This is a genomic window from Streptomyces sp. NPDC091279, assembly GCF_044757465.1.
Classification (GTDB): domain Bacteria; phylum Actinomycetota; class Actinomycetes; order Streptomycetales; family Streptomycetaceae; genus Streptomyces.
In genome coordinates this window covers 290,381-307,294 of the sequence record NZ_JBIVVA010000008.1, presented here as the reverse complement: position 1 = coordinate 307,294, position 16,914 = coordinate 290,381, and the positions used below count along the sequence as shown (strand labels likewise).

At 72.0% G+C, this 16,914-nt stretch carries 15 protein-coding genes; 6 read left to right on the top strand and 9 right to left on the bottom strand.

The genetic code is table 11. The features are described 5' to 3' along the window. Window positions 1-73: 73 nt before the first annotated feature. Entirely contained in the window at window positions 74-403 is a 330-nt protein-coding gene (locus tag ACIQOU_RS22075) for a WhiB family transcriptional regulator (RefSeq protein ID WP_401538487.1), read from the top strand. A gap of 191 nt (window positions 404-594) precedes the next feature. On the opposite strand, the gene ACIQOU_RS22070 is transcribed toward ACIQOU_RS22075, so the two are convergent. After that, window positions 595-1,506 (bottom strand): LysR family transcriptional regulator, encoded by a 912-nt coding sequence (locus tag ACIQOU_RS22070; RefSeq protein WP_401538486.1) that lies wholly within the window; start codon window positions 1,504-1,506, stop codon window positions 595-597. A 150-nt stretch (window positions 1,507-1,656) separates the two neighbouring features. On the opposite strand from ACIQOU_RS22070, the gene ACIQOU_RS22065 reads away from it, so the two are divergent. Together ACIQOU_RS22065 and ACIQOU_RS22060 are read left to right on the top strand one after the other, a co-directional pair. Next, the gene (locus ACIQOU_RS22065) at window positions 1,657-2,325 is read left to right on the top strand and encodes an MOSC domain-containing protein (protein WP_401538604.1); all 669 of its coding nucleotides are present in this window, start codon (window positions 1,657-1,659) and stop codon (window positions 2,323-2,325) included. Between the two features lie 60 nt (window positions 2,326-2,385). Further along, window positions 2,386-3,159 carry an SDR family NAD(P)-dependent oxidoreductase gene (locus tag ACIQOU_RS22060; RefSeq protein ID WP_401538485.1) on the top strand — a complete coding sequence of 258 codons (774 nt, stop codon included), beginning with the start codon at window positions 2,386-2,388 and terminating at the stop codon, window positions 3,157-3,159. A 174-nt stretch (window positions 3,160-3,333) separates the two neighbouring features. On the opposite strand, the gene groL is transcribed toward ACIQOU_RS22060, so the two are convergent. From groL to ACIQOU_RS22040, 4 genes are all read right to left on the bottom strand, one after another. After that, window positions 3,334-4,959, bottom strand: coding sequence for a chaperonin GroEL (gene groL / locus ACIQOU_RS22055; RefSeq protein WP_401538484.1), 1,626 nt, complete (start codon window positions 4,957-4,959; stop codon window positions 3,334-3,336). 118 nt (window positions 4,960-5,077) lie between these two features. Then, a complete protein-coding gene (gene groES / locus ACIQOU_RS22050; RefSeq protein ID WP_003998759.1) occupies window positions 5,078-5,386 on the bottom strand; it encodes a co-chaperone GroES in 309 nt (102 codons plus the stop codon). A gap of 474 nt (window positions 5,387-5,860) precedes the next feature. Beyond that, the gene (locus ACIQOU_RS22045; RefSeq protein WP_401538483.1) at window positions 5,861-6,685 is read right to left on the bottom strand and encodes a polysaccharide deacetylase family protein; all 825 of its coding nucleotides are present in this window, start codon (window positions 6,683-6,685) and stop codon (window positions 5,861-5,863) included. Continuing rightward, entirely contained in the window at window positions 6,682-7,590 is a 909-nt protein-coding gene (locus ACIQOU_RS22040) for a polysaccharide deacetylase family protein (RefSeq protein WP_401538482.1), read from the bottom strand. The genes ACIQOU_RS22045 and ACIQOU_RS22040 overlap by 4 nt, the downstream gene beginning before the upstream one ends. Before the next feature lie 91 nt (window positions 7,591-7,681). Between ACIQOU_RS22040 and ACIQOU_RS22035 the strand changes: the two genes are divergently transcribed. Beyond that, window positions 7,682-8,848: a methyltransferase domain-containing protein gene (locus tag ACIQOU_RS22035; RefSeq protein WP_401538481.1), complete on the top strand. Its 1,167-nt coding sequence runs from the start codon at window positions 7,682-7,684 to the stop codon at window positions 8,846-8,848. A 60-nt stretch (window positions 8,849-8,908) separates the two neighbouring features. Here the strand turns inward: ACIQOU_RS22035 and ACIQOU_RS22030 are convergent, their stop codons facing one another. After that, entirely contained in the window at window positions 8,909-9,466 is a 558-nt protein-coding gene (locus tag ACIQOU_RS22030) for a TetR/AcrR family transcriptional regulator (RefSeq protein WP_401538480.1), read from the bottom strand. Between the two features lie 71 nt (window positions 9,467-9,537). On the opposite strand from ACIQOU_RS22030, the gene ACIQOU_RS22025 reads away from it, so the two are divergent. Then, window positions 9,538-10,695, top strand: a complete 1,158-nt coding sequence (locus ACIQOU_RS22025) for an FAD-dependent monooxygenase (RefSeq protein ID WP_401538479.1) — start codon at window positions 9,538-9,540, stop codon at window positions 10,693-10,695. 6 nt (window positions 10,696-10,701) lie between these two features. On the opposite strand, the gene ACIQOU_RS22020 is transcribed toward ACIQOU_RS22025, so the two are convergent. The 3 genes from ACIQOU_RS22020 to ACIQOU_RS22010 all read right to left on the bottom strand — a co-directional run bounded on the left by ACIQOU_RS22020 (window position 10,702) and on the right by ACIQOU_RS22010 (window position 14,355). Then, entirely contained in the window at window positions 10,702-11,772 is a 1,071-nt protein-coding gene (locus ACIQOU_RS22020) for an LCP family protein (RefSeq protein WP_401538478.1), read from the bottom strand. Between the two features lie 62 nt (window positions 11,773-11,834). Continuing rightward, window positions 11,835-13,205, bottom strand: coding sequence for an endo-1,4-beta-xylanase (locus ACIQOU_RS22015; protein WP_401538477.1), 1,371 nt, complete (start codon window positions 13,203-13,205; stop codon window positions 11,835-11,837). Window positions 13,206-13,287: 82 nt separating this feature from the next. Next, complete coding sequence (locus ACIQOU_RS22010; RefSeq protein WP_401538476.1) at window positions 13,288-14,355, bottom strand: LacI family DNA-binding transcriptional regulator; 1,068 nt, start codon at window positions 14,353-14,355, stop codon at window positions 13,288-13,290. A 215-nt stretch (window positions 14,356-14,570) separates the two neighbouring features. On the opposite strand from ACIQOU_RS22010, the gene ACIQOU_RS22005 reads away from it, so the two are divergent. After that, window positions 14,571-16,886 (top strand): glycoside hydrolase family 3 N-terminal domain-containing protein, encoded by a 2,316-nt coding sequence (locus ACIQOU_RS22005; protein ID WP_401538475.1) that lies wholly within the window; start codon window positions 14,571-14,573, stop codon window positions 16,884-16,886. The last annotated feature ends 28 nt before the right edge of the window (window positions 16,887-16,914 follow it).

The window sequence follows — 16,914 nt, the reverse complement described above, 5'->3', positions numbered from 1 at the left end:
TTCATCTCCTTAGATCGTAGATGTACGGTCGTGGGCACCGTATCCACTCAGTACCGCTACAAGGGGTCACGTAATGGCAGATTTCTCCCGCCTTCCAGGACCGAACGCGGACCTGTGGGACTGGCAGCTGCTGGCTGCCTGCCGTGGAGTGGACAGCTCGCTCTTCTTCCACCCGGAGGGCGAGCGCGGCGCGGCCCGGAGTGCTCGCGAGAACTCGGCCAAGGAGGTCTGCATGAGGTGCCCGGTCCGCGCGCAGTGCGCGGCGCACGCCCTCGCGGTCAGGGAACCGTACGGCGTGTGGGGCGGCCTGACCGAGGACGAGCGCGAGGAACTCATGGGACGCGCGCGGAACCGCCTGGTGACCGCGTCGGCCACCACGGGCGACAGCGCCTCGAACACCTGAAGGAACGTTTCTCCACATCCGGGGCACCGCCACGCGCCCCCACCCACGGGGCCCGCAGGCATGCCCTCGTAGGAGCGGACGGGCACGCACACCCGCGTGCCGCCCGAAACGCACGCACGCGCACGTGCCCGCTTCCGTCCGCCCGACCGCGCGCTCCCCCGCCCCCGTCTCCCCTCTCCTCCCCCGGTCCGCTACCCGGTGGTGCGGTCCTGTGCCGCGCTGTCCAGCCGTTCCAGCGTTGCCGCGATCGCCGGGACCTGGGACAGGTCGGGCAGGGTGAGGGCGACGATCTCCCGGCGCACCGCCGGTTCCAGCGCGCGTACGCGTGCGTGCCGTGGCCGTACCGACTCCAGGGCGAGTTGTGGCACGACGGCGACGCCCAGACCGGCGCCGACCAGGCCGACGACGGCCGCGTGGTCGTCGGTGGCGAAGTCGATGCGCGGGGTGAACCCGGCGTCCGCGCACACCTCCACCAGGCGCCCCCGGCATCTCGGGCACCCGGAGATCCACGGCTCGTCGGCGAGTTCCCCGAGGGCGACGGCGTCGGAGCGGGCGGCGAGGGGATGCCGTTCAGGGACCAGGGCCACCAGGCGTTCGGTCAGCAGGGTCCTGACGACCAGGTCGTCCCACTCCTCGGCGCCCGGCGCGCCCGGGTAGCGGAAGGCCAGCGTCACATCGCACTCGCCGCCCCTGAGCATCTCGACGGAGTCCGGCGGTTCGGCCTCCTCCAGGGAGACCCGGGTGCCGGGGTGCGCGGCGCGCAGGGCCGCGAGGGCGGTCGGCACGAGGGTGGAACTCGCGCTCGGGAACGACACGAGGCGCACCCGTCCGGCGCGCAGCCCCGCGATGGCGGCGATCTCCTCCTCGGCGGCGGTGAGTCCGGCGAGGATGCCGCCCGCGTGCCGTACGAGCGCCTCGCCGGCCTGCGTCAGCCGCATCGCGCGCCCGCTGCGCACCACCAGCGGGGTGCCCACGGAGCCCTCCAGGGCCTTGATCTGCTGGCTGACGGCGGGCTGGGTGCAGCCCAGGCGGCGCCCGGCCGCCGAGAAGGAACCGGTGGCGGCGACGGCCCGCAGGACCCGCAGATGACGCGCTTCGATCATTCCTGAAGCCTACTGAACGATAAGGATTGCTTTGGCTCGGGGCCAAAAAATGCTTCGACACTTTGATGTGGGGTCGCCTACCGTTTCAGAAGGGGCCGCCAGGGCCCCGCGAGGGACGCGAGGAAGGTGTCGTCGATGGAGCCGTCGCCCATGAAGGTGCTGTCCGTGAACCTCGGGCGGCCCCAGCCGGTCCCGTACACCGACCCGGTGGTGGGCGTGACCGGCATCGACAAGCAGCCGGTGACCGGTCCGGTGCGGGTCGCCGCGCCCGGTCCCAAGGGCGTCGCGGGCAGCGGTCTCGCCGGGGACGCGGTGTGCGACCTGCGCCATCACGGCGGCGACGACCAGGCCGTCTACGCGATGGCCCGGGAGGATCTCGACGACTGGGAGCGCACGTTGGGGCGCCCGCTGGCCAACGGCATGTTCGGGGAGAACCTCACCACCGAGGGCAAGGACGTCTCCGGCGCGCTGATCGGCGAGCGCTGGCGGATCGGTCCCGATGTCGTCCTGGAGGTGACGTGCGGACGCATCCCATGCCGGACGTTCCAGGGCCAGGTGGGTGAAGAAGGGTGGGTGAAACGCTTCACGCGGCAAGGGGCGCCGGGGGCGTATCTGCGGGTGATCGCGCCGGGTGAGATCCGCGCGGGCGACCCGATCGAGGTGGTGCGGCGGCCGGCCCACGAGGTCACCGTGGCCCTTCAGTTCCGGGCGTCGACGACAGAACGGGAGCTGTTGCCCAGACTGCTCGCGGCCGGCGCGGCGCTGCACCCGGAGTCGACGGAGGCGGCGCTGAGATACCTGGAGAAGCACGGTTCCTGACCCCGCGTCAGGGTTGAGACGGAGAGCGGAGTCCGACGGTCCGGTAACTACGCTTGGGCCATGACAACGGCTCTGATTACGGGATCGACCGCGGGCATCGGCGCCGCGTTCGCACGGCGGCTGGGGGCCGACGGGCACAACCTGGTGCTCGTGGCGCGGGACACCAAGCGGCTGCACGACCAGGCGACCGAGCTGCACGACCGGCACGGCATCGAGGCGGAGGTGCTGAGAGCCGACCTCGCCACGGACGACGGCATCGAGACCGTCGCCGCCCGCCTGGCGGACCGCAGAAACCCCGTCGACCTGCTGGTCAACAACGCGGGCTTCGGCAACAAGGGGCGGTTCCTCGACGTCTCCATGGCCGACGAGCTGAAGATGCTCAAGGTGCACTGCGAGGCCGTGCTGCGGCTGACGTCGGCGGCGACCGAGGGGATGCGGGAGCGCGGGCGCGGCGGCGTGGTGAACGTCGCCTCGGTGGCCGCGTTCGTGCCGCGCGGGACGTACGGCGCGTCCAAGGCGTGGGTCGTGCAGTTCACGCAGGGGGCGGCGAAGGACCTCGCGGGGACCGGCGTCCGGCTGATGGCGCTCTGCCCGGGGTTCGTGCGCACCGAGTTCCACGCGCGGGCCGGGATGGGCACGGACAACGTCCCCGGCTGGATGTGGCTGGACGCGGACAAACTGGTCGCGGCGGCGCTCCAGGATCTCGCCCGGGGCAAGTCGTTGTCGATCCCGGACCCGCGCTACAAGGCGCTGATGGGCGTGGTGAAGGTGACGCCCAACGCCCTGCTGGGCGGGATCACTTCACGGACGGGGCGGAAGTTCGGGCCCCGGTGACGTCGGTGGCGTCGGTGACGTCAGTGGCATCGGGGGCGCCGGTGACATCGGGGGCGCCGGTGATATCGGTGGCTCCGGTGACATCGGTGACATCGGTGACGGCGTCGTCGCGGCTCGGACATGCCGGAGGCCCGGCGCCCTCGTGGGGGGCCGGGCCTCGGTGCTGACCTGGGGTCAGTGGGAGTGACCGTGGCCGTGACCGGCCGCGGCGGGCTCCTCCTCTTCCTTCTTCTCGACGACGAGAGTCTCGGTCGTCAGAAGCAGGGAGGCGATGGAGGCCGCGTTCTCCAGGGCGGAGCGGGTGACCTTGACCGGGTCGATGACGCCGGCCTTGACCAAGTCGCCGTACTCGCCGGTGGCGGCGTTGAAGCCCTGGCCCTTGTCCAGCTCGGCGACCTTGGAGGTGATGACGTACCCCTCAAGACCGGCGTTCTCGGCGATCCAGCGCAGCGGCTCGACGGCGGCCTTGCGGACCACGGCGACACCGGTGGCCTCGTCGCCGGTCTTGCCGAGGTTGCCCTCAAGGACCTTGACGGCGTGGACCAGAGCGGAGCCACCACCGGAGACGATGCCCTCCTCGACCGCGGCGCGGGTCGCGGAGATGGCGTCCTCCAGACGGTGCTTCTTCTCCTTCAGCTCCACCTCGGTGGCGGCGCCGACCTTGATCACGCACACGCCGCCGGCCAGCTTCGCGAGGCGCTCCTGGAGCTTCTCGCGGTCCCAGTCGGAGTCCGTGTTCTCGATCTCGGCCTTGATCTGGGCGACGCGGCCGGTGACGTTCGCGGACTCGCCGGCACCGTCGACGACCGTGGTGTCGTCCTTGGTGACCGTGACGCGGCGGGCGGAGCCCAGCACGTCCAGGCCGACCTGGTCGAGCTTGAGGCCGACCTCTTCGGAGACGACCGTGGCGCCGGTGAGGATCGCGAGGTCCTCCAGCATCGCCTTGCGGCGGTCGCCGAAGCCCGGGGCCTTCACCGCGACGGCGTTGAAGGTGCCGCGGATCTTGTTGACCACCAGGGTCGACAGGGCCTCGCCCTCGACGTCCTCGGCGATGATCAGCAGCGGCTTCGAGGCGTTGGCCTGGATGACCTTCTCCAGCAGCGGCAGCAGGTCGGCGATGGCGCCGATCTTGCCCTGCGTGATCAGGATGTACGGGTCGTCGAGGACGGCCTCCATACGCTCCTGGTCGGTGACGAAGTAGGGGGACAGGTAGCCCTTGTCGAAGGCCATGCCCTCGGTGAAGTCCAGCTCAAGACCGAAGGTGTTGGACTCCTCGACGGTGATGACACCGTCCTTGCCGACCTTGTCCATCGCCTCGGCGATCAGCTCGCCGACCTGCTTGTCCTGGGCGGACAGGCCGGCGACGGCGGCGATGTCCGCCTTGTCGTCGATCGGCCGGGCGGTGGCGAGGAGCTCCTCGGAAACGGCGGCGACGGCGGCGTCGATGCCCTTCTTCAGGGCGGCCGGGGAGGCACCCGCGGCGACGTTCTTCAGGCCCTCGCGGACCAGGGCCTGGGCCAGCACGGTGGCGGTGGTGGTGCCGTCACCCGCGATGTCGTTGGTCTTGGTCGCCACCTCCTTCACCAGCTGGGCGCCGAGGTTCTCGTACGGGTCCTCGATCTCGACCTCGCGGGCGATCGTGACACCGTCGTTGGTGATGGTGGGCGCGCCGAACTTCTTGTCGATGACGACGTTGCGGCCCTTGGGGCCGATCGTCACCTTGACCGTGTCGGCAAGCTTGTTGACGCCGCGCTCAAGGGCGCGACGGGCGTCCTCGTCGAACTTCAGGATCTTCGCCATGACAGCGTGAGCCCTCTCGAAATCTCGGTGAATGGACTGCGCCCCCGGGCGCCCGGCTGATTGATGGTCGCGGGAATCCGGGGGCGCAGCTCAAAGCAACTGAATGTGCTCGGGTGAACTACTTCTCGATGATCGCGAGCACGTCGCGAGCCGAGAGGACGAGGTACTCCTCGCCGTTGTACTTCACCTCGGTGCCGCCGTACTTGCTGTACAGCACGATGTCGCCGGTCTTGACGTCGAGCGGCAGGCGCTCGCCGTTCTCGAAGCGGCCCGGGCCCACGGCCAGGACGACGCCCTCCTGGGGCTTCTCCTTGGCGGTGTCCGGGATGACCAGGCCAGAGGCCGTGGTCTGCTCGGCGTCCAACGGCTGGACCACAATGCGGTCCTCGAGCGGCTTGATGGCAACCTTGGAGCTGGTGGTCGTCACGATCCGACCTCCCCCTTCGGAGATCTCACGGGGTTAACTGTCTGAGGTGGCGACCAGGTCGATCCGTCGTCGCGGGTGCCGGATCTGCCCGTCGCGTCTTGGCACTCTCCAGTGGGGAGTGCCAGGCCCGAGACTATGACCGGGATTAGCACTCGGTCAAGCGGAGTGCCAATGCCTGCGGCGCTTGGGCGGAAAATTGTGGGCCTGCGTTGCCCTCACGCACCCGATCTGGGGGCTGTGCCCCCAGGCCCCCCTTCGGCCTGGACGGCCTCGTCCTCAAACGCCGGACGGGCTGGATTTCGTTGGCCTGCGTTGGCCTCGCGCCCAAGAGACCTGGGGGCTGCGCCCCCAGACCCCCGCTTCGGCCTGGACGGCCTCGTCCTCAAGCGCCGGACGGGCTGGAGTGGCTGGCCGGCGCCTTCAGGCTCGGGTGGGTGCTTGTCCTCAAACTGGACCCCCAACGGGCTGAGGGGGTTACACGTAGTTTTCCAGGCTCGCCACCGTCAGGCCCTGTGCCTGGGCCGCTCTCAGGGTCTTGGTGGTGCGTTCTCTGAGGGTCATGGGGGACGTTTCGGCTGAGGGGAGGGAGATGATGTCGCCGGGGCTCAGGTGGGTGGGGGGTTGGGTGTAGGTGAGGGTGCCGTTGGGGTCTGTTGTGGCTCGCCAGAGGATGAGGGCCGTGATTCCACAGTCGGCCGCGGCGTGGCGGGTGGTGGTGTCGTAGGTGCCGTAGGGCGGGCGGAAGAGGTGGGGGCGGTGGCCGAAACGGGTGCGGAGTTTGTCCTGTTGGCCGCAGATCTCGGCGCGTTGGCCCGCGTAGGGGAGGCCGCGCATCGCCGGGTGGTCGAGGGTGTGGTTCTGGATCGTCGCGCCGACGGACTGGAGGCGGGCGAAGTGGCCGTAGCCGGGGCCCACGACGCTGTCGGTGAGGAACATGCTGACGGGCAGGCGCAGTTCGCGGACCATGTCGACGAAGCGGGGGTCCTTCTCGGCACCGTCGTCGTAGGTGAGGAAGACCACCCGGTCGCGGGTGCGGACCCGGGAGACGACCGGGGGCAGGCCCGGGCCCGCCGTGCCGGTGGTGGGCGGGTGGGCCGAGGGGCGCGGGGCCGGGGCGAGCGGGGCGGCCAGGCCCCAACGGCGGTAGGGCGGCTGCGCGGTGGGGCCGTGCGGGCGCACCCCCTCGGCCGCCTTCTTGCCGAGCCGTTCGAGGGGATCGACGGACTGGGCGCAGCCGGCCAGTGGCAGCACCGCCGCCAGCAGGGCGGCCAGCAGCAGGCCCGGGCCCCGCGGCCTCACAGGTAGTCCTCCAGCCGGGCCACCGCGTATCCCTTGGCGGTGACCTTGTCCATGAACTTCCGTACCAGGTCGGGCATCGTGCCCTTCCAGTCCTTGCGGCCCCGGAAGTGGGTGAGGACGATGTCACCCGCGTGCAGGTCGCGGTCCCACTCGCGGTACTCCCAGTGGTCGACGAAGACCTCCTCGTCCCAGATCGGCGCGTACTTGATGCCGCAGGCCTTGGCGGCGCGCAGGGTGTCCTGGTTGTAGTTGCCGTAGGGCGGGCGGAAGACCGTGGGGCGTTTGCCGTACTGCTTCCTGATGACGTCCTGCATGCCGCAGATCTCGCGCTTCTGCTGGGCGTACGTCAGGCCGGGCAGGTAGGGGTGGTGGAGGGTGTGGTTGTTCAGGGTGACGCCCCGGTCCTGCATCTTCTTGAAGTACCCGTAGTCCTCCTTGATCAGGTAGTCGCTGAGGAACGCCGTGTACGGGATGTGCAGTTCCTTCATCATCTTCAGGAACTGTGGGTCCTTCTCCTCGCCGTCGTCGATGGTGAGGAAGACGACCTTCTGCTTGGTCGGGATGGTGGTGAACACCGGCGGGAGGCCGTCCTCCTCCTGGCCGTCCACCTCGAAGCCGTCGCGGGCGGTGATCTCGGGCTTCTGGGCCGGGGGCGCCGGTGCGGTCAGGGGGACCCGGGTCAGGCCCCATCGTTTGGCCGCCGCGATCCTCGCCGTGTGCTCGGCGCGGAGCTTCTCGGCCGGTGAGTCGGCTCCGTGGCCGGGCTGTCCGCCGGGGGCCGGGTGCGCCCCGTTGGTGGTGTCCTGGGCGCAGCCCGAGACGAGGGCGGCCACGGCGAGCAGGCCGATTCCGGCACGGGCGCCGTACCGCGGTCTCTTTTTATCGTTTTGTCCTACTGATCCCATGGTGCCGGATACTCCCAGCTCGCCCCGGTGCCGCCCGCCCCGACACCGCGGCCGGCGCCGCACCGTCCACCGACTGGCCCACAATGTCCCGGTGACCGACCTCGCCCTCCTCCTCGCCCCCGAAGGCCGCGCCCTCCTCGACGAGGTGCGCGGCACGGCCCCCGCCGACGAACTCGCCGTCGCCACCCGGCTGCGCCGCACCCACCCGGCCGCACTGGTGTCGGCGGCGCTCGGGCAGGCCCGGCTGCGGCAGCGGGCGGCGGCGAAGTTCGGGGACGAGGACGCCGGGCGGATGTTCTTCACGCCCAACGGCGTCGAGCAGTCGACCCGGGCGAGTGTGGCCGCCTACCGGGCCGGGCGGCTCAAGGCGCTCGGCGTGACCTCCCTCGCCGACCTGTGCTGCGGGATCGGGGGTGACGCCATCGCGCTGGCCCGGGCCGGCATCCGGGTGCTCGCCGTCGACCGGGACCCGCTGGCGGTGGCGGCGGCGCGGGCCAACGCCGACGCGCTCGGCCTCGCCGACCTGATCGAGGTGCGGGAGGCGGACGTCACCGAGGTGGACACGGCCGGGTACGACGCGGTGTTCGTGGACCCCGCCCGGCGTGGCGGCCGGGGGCGGATCTTCGACCCCGAGGCCTACTCGCCGCCCCTGTCCTGGGCGGTCGAGGCGGCCCGCACGGCACCGCACGCCGCCCTGAAGGTCGCCCCCGGCATCCCGCACGAGGCCGTGCCCGCCGACGCCGAGGCGGAGTGGATCTCCGACGGCGGCGACGTGAAGGAGGCCGTGCTGTGGTTCGGGGGCGAGGCGGGCGCCGTTCGTGCGACGTTGCTGCCCGGGCCGCGTGCACTGCTCGGCAAGGGGCTTCCCGATCCCGAAGTCCGTTCTGTCGGGCGGTACTTGTACGAGCCCGACGGCGCCGTCATCCGCGCCCACCTGGTCGCCGAGGTCGCCGAACAGCTCGACGGCGGCCTCGTCGACCCGACCATCGCCTACCTCACCGCCGACACCCACCGGCCCACCCCGTACGCCACCGCCTACGAGATCACCGACCAACTCCCCTTCAACCTCAAGAAGTTGAAGGCGTTGCTGCGGGAGCGGGGCGTCGGCATCCTGACCGTCAAGAAGCGCGGCTCGGCCGTCGAGCCGGAGGAGCTGCGCCGCAAGGTCAAGCCCCAGGGGCCGCACTCCGCAACGGTGTTCCTCACCCGGGTCGCGGGCGCCCCGACGATGCTGATCGGCGCCCCGGTCCCCAACTGACGCCGCCTGCAACGTCGTTCCCCAACTGGCTTCGACTGAAGGGCCGTTGGGCAGTAATAGCTAGCGCAGGGCTGCTGCCACCAAGCCCTCCAGGGCCTCGCGCGGGATCTCGCCGCCGCTCACCAGGCGGTCGAAGACCAGGCCGTCGATGCAGGTCAGCAGGGTGTGGGTGCGGTTCTCCACGTCCGGTGCGCCGTGCTCGGCGAGGAATCGGCGGACGGCCTCACGCCCGGCGTTCTCGCGGGGGACGAGGATCTCGCGCAACTCCGGTGCCCGCACGCTCTCGACGGCGCAGGCGTGGCGGGCGAGCGAGCGGTGGCGGCCCTCGCCGGTGAGGCGGCGCCGGGTGAGCAGCACCATGCCGTCCACCAGTTCCCCGGGGGTGCGCAGGGGCGCCAACTGCTCGGCCAGGGTGTGCAGTTCGGTCTGGTCGAGCTGGACCAGGCGGGTGACGAGGCCGGTGAGCAGCGCGGCCCGGGTGCGGAAGTACGCCGACGTGGTGCCGGGCGGCAGCCGCGCCCTGCGGTCGACGGCGCGATGGGTCAGGCCGCGCATCCCTTCCTCGGCGAGCACGCCGAGAGCCGCGTCCGCCAGGAGGGTGCGCCGATCCGTAGCCATGACCCCCTTTCTACACCTGTAGAGCTTCCCGTACGGTCGTCTTCTACAGATGTAGAACGGGGAGAGTGGTCATGGGACGGACAGCGGTGGTCGTCGGTGGCGGGATCGGCGGGCTTGCCGCCGCGATCGGGCTGCGCCGGGTCGGCTGGGAGGTGACGGTCGTCGAGCGCGCGGCCGTGCTCGACGACGCCGGGGCGGGCATCTCGTTGGCCGCGAACGGGCTGCGGGCGCTGGACGAACTGGGGGTCGGAACGGCGGTGCGGGCGGCGTCGCGCGGGCAGTACACCGGCGGCACCCGCACGCCGTCGGGCCGGTGGCTCGCCCGGCTGGACGGCACCGCGCTGGAGCGGGCCGTGGGCACGCCGATCGTGGGCATCCCGCGCGCCACCCTGCACCGGCTGCTGCGCGACGCTCTGCCCGCCGGGACCCTGCTGACCGGCGTCGCGGCGGGCCCGGTCCGGCTGACCGGCGCCGACACGGTCCGGGTCGGCCGCGGTGACACCGTTCTGGACGCCGATCTGCTGGTGGCGGCCGACGGCATCCGCAGCCCTGTACGCGGCCTCCTCTTCCCGGCCCACCCCGGCCCGGTCCATACCGGCGCGACGGTGCTCCGCGCCCTCACCGCGCACCCGGTCGAACTGACCACCGACTTCGAGCTGACCTGGGGAGGGGGCGCCGAGTTCGGGCACATCGCCTTCCTGGACGGGCGGGCCGAGTGGCATGCCGTGCTCGACCTGCCCGCCGGGACGCGGTTCACCGACCCGTCGGCAGCACTGCGCCGACGGTTCGCCGGGTGGCACGATCCGATCCCCGCCCTGCTCGACGCGACCCCGCCCGACGCCGTGCTCCAGCACGACGTCCACGAACTCCGGGCGCCGTTGCCGTCGTTCACGGCCGGTCGGACCGTGCTGCTCGGGGACGCGGCCCACGCGATGACCCCGCATCTCGGGCAGGGTGCCTGCCAGGCGCTGGAGGACGCGGTCACGCTGGCCGCCGCGCTCGCCGCCGGGCCCACCGTCGAGGCCGGGCTCGCCCGTTACGACGCCGTGCGTCGGCCGCGTGCCCAGGCCGTCGCGCGGGCCGCTCGGCAGGCCGGGCGGCTGGGCCAGGGGCTCTCGCACCCGCTGGCCGTCGCCCTGCGCGACACGGCGATGCGGCTGACCCCCTCCCGGGCCTCGACCCGCATGATCCTGCGGCACCACCGCTGGACCCCGCCCCGGCTGGGCTGACCCGGCTCAGCGCAGCGAGGCCCACAGGGTGCTCGCCGCCGGTTCCTTCGCGACCACGCGGTTGGGGTTGGTCGGGGCCGTGACGACCGGCATCGTGACCGTCTTCAAGCTGTTCGTCGACAGGCCCTTGAGGCTTTCGCCGAAATCCCGCAGTTCGGTGAGGGAGTCGAGGCCGGTGTCGGTGGTGAGGCTGCCGGTGACCGCGTCGGCGACCTGGTACAGCTCGGTCGGGTCGGTGAGCAGGCTGGTCGTCGATATCTGCGTCAACAGGGCCTTCACCAACGTCTGCTGGAGGCCTATGCGGCCGAGGTCGCTGCCGTCGCCGATGCCGTGCCGGGTGCGGGCGAGCGCGAGGGCCTGCTTGCCGTCGAGGTGATGGGTGCCGGCCTTGAGCTTGAGGTGGCTGTAGGAGTCGTCGATGTCCTGGGTGGTCGTGACGGTGACGCCGCCGAGCGCGTCCACCAGCTTCGCGAACCCGGCGAAGTCGATCTCCAGGTAGTGGTCCATGCGCACGCCGGTCATCGTCTCGACGGTCTTCACCGCGCACACCGGACCGCCCACCGCGTAGGCGCTGTTGAACATCACGCCGTACGCCACCGCCGTCGAACCGCCCGATGACAGGGGGCAGGACGGGCGGGTGACGAGGGTGTCGCGCGGGATGCTGACGACGGTGGCGGCGGTGCGGCCCGCGTCGACGTGCACGACCATCGCGGTGTCCGAGCGGGCGCCGGAGCTGTCCCCGCCGCCCAGCGCCTCGTTCTCCTTGCCGCTGCGCGAGTCCGAGCCGAGGACCAGGATGTTCACGGCCTGCGACGGCAGCGCGGCGGTGGCCGACGCGGTCGGGGTGGCCACCGCGTGGGCCGGGCGGTCGTCGCCGAGCGCGCTGTTGATGTCGACGCTCTTGATGTTGTCGTTGAGGTGCCAGTAGGCCCAGCCGGCCGTCGCCGCGCCCAGCAGCAGCGTGCCCGCGAGCGTGAGGCCGGCGGTCTTCAGCACGACCGACCGCCGGCCCCTTCCTCTGGTCGCCTTGGTTGCCTCGTCGCCGTTCTTGTCGAGTCCGGTCACGGGCGAGAACATAAGTCCGAATTATTAGGGGAGTGTGAGCGGAAGCCTCTTCCTATGGTTTTCTTCGGAAAATCTCATGAGGCGAGGGTCACGGCGGGCACCGGGTTGCTGCCGCTCCAGGTGCCGTTGAAGCCGAAGCTCACCGAGCCGCCGTCCGGGACGGAGCCGTTGTAGGAGGCGTTGGCGCAGCTCACGGCGGTGCCGGACTGGGTGCAGGTGGCGTTCCAGGCCTGCGTGAGCTGCTGGCCCGCGCCGAACGTCCAGTGCGCGTTCCACGACGACAACGACGCCCCCGCGCAGGACACCGTGACCTGTCCGGTGAACCCGCTGCCCCACTGGCTGCTCACCGCGTACGTGGCCGTGCAGGCGCCGGTCGGCGGGGTCGTCGTGCCGCCGCCGAGGCCCTCGGAGATCGCGTAATAGGCGGGTTTCGGGGCGTAGTCGGCGTCGTACGGCGTGGCCGCGCCGTAGCCCGGGAAGGTGCTGTCGACCCAGGAGTCGGAGTCGGTGAAGCCCCACACCGTGAGGTTCACACAGCGGGCGACGGCGACGCAGGCGGCGGTGACGGCCCGGTAGTCGGCGGCCTGCTGGGCGAGTTTCGCGCTGTCGGCCGGCAGCGCCATCCGCACGTCCAGCTCGGTGATCGCCACGTCGACGCCGAGGTCGGCGAAGCGCTGGATGTTCTGCTGGAGGGTGGCCGGGACCTGCCCGAGGATGAGGTGCGCCTGGAGGCCGACGCCGTCGATCGGGACGCCCCGCGCCTTCAGCGACCTGACCAGGTCGTACAGGGCGGTGCTCTTCGCGTTGACGCCCTCGACGTTGTAGTCGTTGATGTACAGCTTGGCGGCCGGGTCGGCGGCGCGGGCCCAGGTCAGGGCGTTGGCGATGTAGTCGGCGCCGAGGCCGTCGTACCAGAGGGTGGAGCGGTAGGTGCCGTCCTCGTTGAAGGGTTCGTTGACGACGTCCCAGGCGGCGATCTTGCCCTGGTAGCGGCCGACCTCGGTGCTGATGTGGTTCTGGAGCAGGGTGCTGAGCTGGGCGGACGTCCAGGTGCCGTTGGTCAGCCAGCTCGGGTTCTGGCTGTGCCAGACCAGGGTGTGGCCGCGCACCTGCTGGTCGTGGGCCTGCGCGAAGGCGACGATCTGGTCGGCCTCGGCCCAGTTGAAGCTGCCCTGGGTGGGCTCGACCGAGCCCCACTTCATGGCGTTGCCCGGGGTGAGCGCGCTGAACTGGGCGCCGGCCAGGTCGCCGTAGGTCCCGGTGAGCTTGGAGCCGGTGACCGCGGTGCCCATGACCATGCCGTGTGCGGCGGCCAGGTCGCGCAACGGGGTGTCGGCGGCGTGCGCGGCGGTGGTACCGGCGATGAGCAGGGCGGCGACGGCGGTGATCCCGGCGCAGAACGCGGCGAGCAGCCGGCGCGGGCGGGCGGATCTGGAGGTGTTCATGGCGGGTGCCTCCGAAAGTTTCGGTCAGGGAACCGATTGACTTCGGAGGAGTGTGGGGGCGCCCGCACCCCCCGTCAATACGTCACCTTCCGGCCACCGGCGCCCCGGTGCTGGCCCGCACCACCAGGCTCGTCGCCAGCTCGACCCGGCTGGTGCCCTGCGACCGTTCACCGCGCCCCAGGTCGAGCACGAGCCGGGCCGCCGCCTCGGCCATCTCCGTCAGCGGCTGCCGGACCGTGGTCAGCGGCGGCCCCACCCAACGGGCCACCGGCAGATCGTCGAACCCGACCACGCTCAGGTCCTCCGGGATGCGCAGCCCCAGCTCACGGGCGGCCTCGTACAGGCCGAGCGCCTGGAGGTCGTTGAGGGCGAAGACCGCGGTGGGCCGGTCCGGGCGGCGCAGCAGCTGGAGCCCCTGGCGGTAGCCGGCCTCGTGGTGGAAGTCGCCGGTCACGATCAGCGACGGGTCGACCGGCAGCCCGGCCGTCTCCAGCGCGGCCCGGTACCCGTCGACGCGGGCCCGGCTGCACATCATCCGCGAGGGTCCCGTGACGGCGCCGATCCGGGTGTGCCCGAGGTCGATCAGATGCCGGGTCGCGGCGAGGCCGCCCTGCCAGTTGGTGGCGCCGATCGACGGCACGTCGACGCCCGGGTCGCCCGCCGGGTCCATCACCACGAACGGGATGGAACGGCTGGTCAGCAGCGCCCGCTGGGATTCGTCGAGGCCGGACAGGACCAGGATCACGCCGTGCGGGCGGCGGGCGGCGACCTGGTCGGCCCAGGTACGGCCGGGGGTCAGGCGGCCCGCGCTCTCGCTGAGCACGACGCTCAGACCGGCGTCCCGCGCCACGTCCTCCACGCCCCGGATGACCTCCATCGCCCAGGCGCTCTCCAGCTCGTGGAAGACCAGGTCGATCAGGGGCGAACGGCTGGCCTCGGCGCGCCGCCGCCGGTAGCCGTGGGCCCGCAGCAGCGCCTCGACGCGGCTGCGGGTGGCCGGGGCGACATCGGCCCGGCCGTTGAGGACCTTCGAAACAGTCGGCGCCGAGACGCCGGCCTCGCGGGCGATCTCGGCGAGCGTCGCGGTCTGCGTCGACCGGCCGGTCGACGGCGTTGCCGTCCGGGTTTCCACGGGCTCGGGGAGTGTCATGGCGGCGATCGTATCCCTGCGCGACCTCTTGACGAACCCTTCTGACCGGCCTAGGTTCCCGGAACATTCGCTATACCCACCGAAACATTCGCACAGGCCCCTCCGACCTCCCGGCCCACTCCGTTCCATCCGCCGGACACAGCCCCGCCCCGCACAGCCCTTGCCGCCGTACGGACCAGCGCACGACCTGAGCACTCGACAAGAGCAGGAGTTTCATGACCACCGCCTCCTGGCGTGACCCCGCCCTGCCCGCCGCCGCCCGCGTCGACGACCTGCTCGCCCGGATGACCCTGGAGGAGAAGACCGCCCAGCTCTACGGCGTGTGGGTGGGCGCCGACACCGACGGCGACGGCGTCGCGCCCCTCCAGAGCGAGATGACCTCGGCCTACGACTGGGACGAGCTGATCACCCACGGCCTCGGCCAGCTCACGCGTTCCTTCGGCACCGCCCCCGTCGACCCGGCGCTGGGCGCGCAGGCACTGGCCCGCGCCCAGCGCCGTATCACCGCGGCCGGCCGGTTCGGCATCCCGGCCGTGGCCCACGAGGAGTGCCTCGCCGGGTTCACCACCTGGGGCGCCACCGCCTACCCGGTCCCGCTGGCGTGGGGCGCCTCCTTCGATCCGCCGCTGGTCGAGGAGATGGGCCGGCGCATCGGCCGCGACCTGCGCGCCGCCGGGGTCCACCAGGGTCTGGCCCCCGTCCTGGACGTCGTCCGCGACCCGCGCTGGGGACGGGTCGAGGAGACGATCGGCGAGGACCCGTACCTGGTCGGCACGGTCGGCTCCGCCTATGTGCGGGGCCTGGAGTCGGCCGGGGTGGTCGCCACCCTCAAGCACTTCGCCGGGTACGCGTCCTCGGCGGGCGCCCGCAACCTCGCGCCGGTGCGGGCCGGGGTGCGCGAGTTCGCCGATGTGACGCTGGTGCCGTTCGAGATGGCGTTGCGCGAGGGCGGGGCCCGCTCGGTGATGGCCGCGTACACCGACACCGACGGCGTGCCCGCCTCCGGAGACCCCGGTCTGCTCACCCAACTCCTGCGGGACACCTGGCAGTTCGAGGGCACCGTGGTCGCCGACTACTTCGGCATCGGCTTCCTCCAGACGCTGCACCGGGTCGCGGGCACCCCCGCCGAGGCCGCGCACACCGCGCTCGTCGCCGGGATCGACGTCGAGCTGCCCACCCTGAAGTGCTACGGCACCCCGCTGCTGGACGCGGTCCGCGACGGCACCGTGCCCGAGGCGCTGATCGACCGCGCGGCCCGCCGGGTGCTGCTCCAGAAGTGCGCGCTGGGCCTGCTCGACGAGGACTGGAGCCCCGAACCGGCCGCCCCGATCGACCTCGACTCCACCGCCAACCGGGCCCTCGCCCGCCAACTGGCCGAGGAATCCGTGGTGTTGCTCGACAACCCGGACGGCCTGCTGCCGCTGTCCCCCGATGCCAGGATCGCGGTGGTCGGCCCGCGCGCCGCCGACGCGCTGGCGATGCTCGGCTGCTACTCCTTCCCCTCCCATGTCCTGCCCCGCCACCCCGAGGTGCCGCTCGGCATCGACATCCCGACCCTCCTGGACTCCCTGCGCGCCGAACTCCCGGACGCCAAGGTGACGTTCGCGGAGGGCTGCGCGGTGTCGGACCCGGACCCGGCCGGTTTCGCGGAGGCGGTGGCCAGGACCGCCGAGGCCGATGTGTGCGTGGCGGTCCTCGGCGACCGGGCGGGCCTGTTCGGCCGGGGCACCTCGGGCGAGGGCTGCGACGTCACCGACCTCCGACTCCCGGGCGTGCAGGGCGCGTTGCTGGACGCGCTGGTCGCCACCGGGGTCCCGGTGGTGCTGGTCCTGCTGACCGGCCGCCCCTACGCGCTGGGCCGCTGGGACGGTCGACTGGCTGCCGTGGTGCAGGCGTTCTTCCCCGGCGAGGAGGGCGGCCCGGCCGTCGCGGGCGTCCTGTCGGGCCGGGTCAACCCCTCGGGCCGGCTCCCGGTGAGCGTCCCGAGGCTGCCCGGCGGCCAGCCCTGGACCTACCTCCAGCCCCCGCTGGGCCTCGCCGGTGAGGTCAGCAACCTCGACCCGACCCCGCTGTTCCCCTTCGGACACGGCACCTCGTACACGACGTTCTGCTGGAACGACGTCGAGGGCACCGACCCCGAGATCGGCACCGACGGCTCGTACGAGGTGGCGCTCACCGTCCGCAACACCGGCGAGCGGGCCGGCGCCGAGGTCGTCCAGCTGTACCTGCACGACCCGGTGGCGTCGGTGACCCGGCCCGACGTCCGGCTCATCGGTTACCGGCGGCTGGCCCTGGGGCCCGGCGAGGCGGCCCGCGTGCGCTTCACCTTCCACGCCGACCTGTCCGCGTTCACCGACCGCACCGGCACCAGGGTGGTCGAACCGGGCGCCCTGGAGCTGAGGTTGGCCGCCTCCACCACGGACGTCCGCCACACGTCCCACCTGACCGTCACCGGCCCGGTACGCCAACTCGGCCCGGACCGACGGCTGTTGTGCGAGACGGAGGTGACGGAGGTACTGGGGGCGGGGTGAGCGGGGTGAGGTGCGCGGGGTGAGGTGC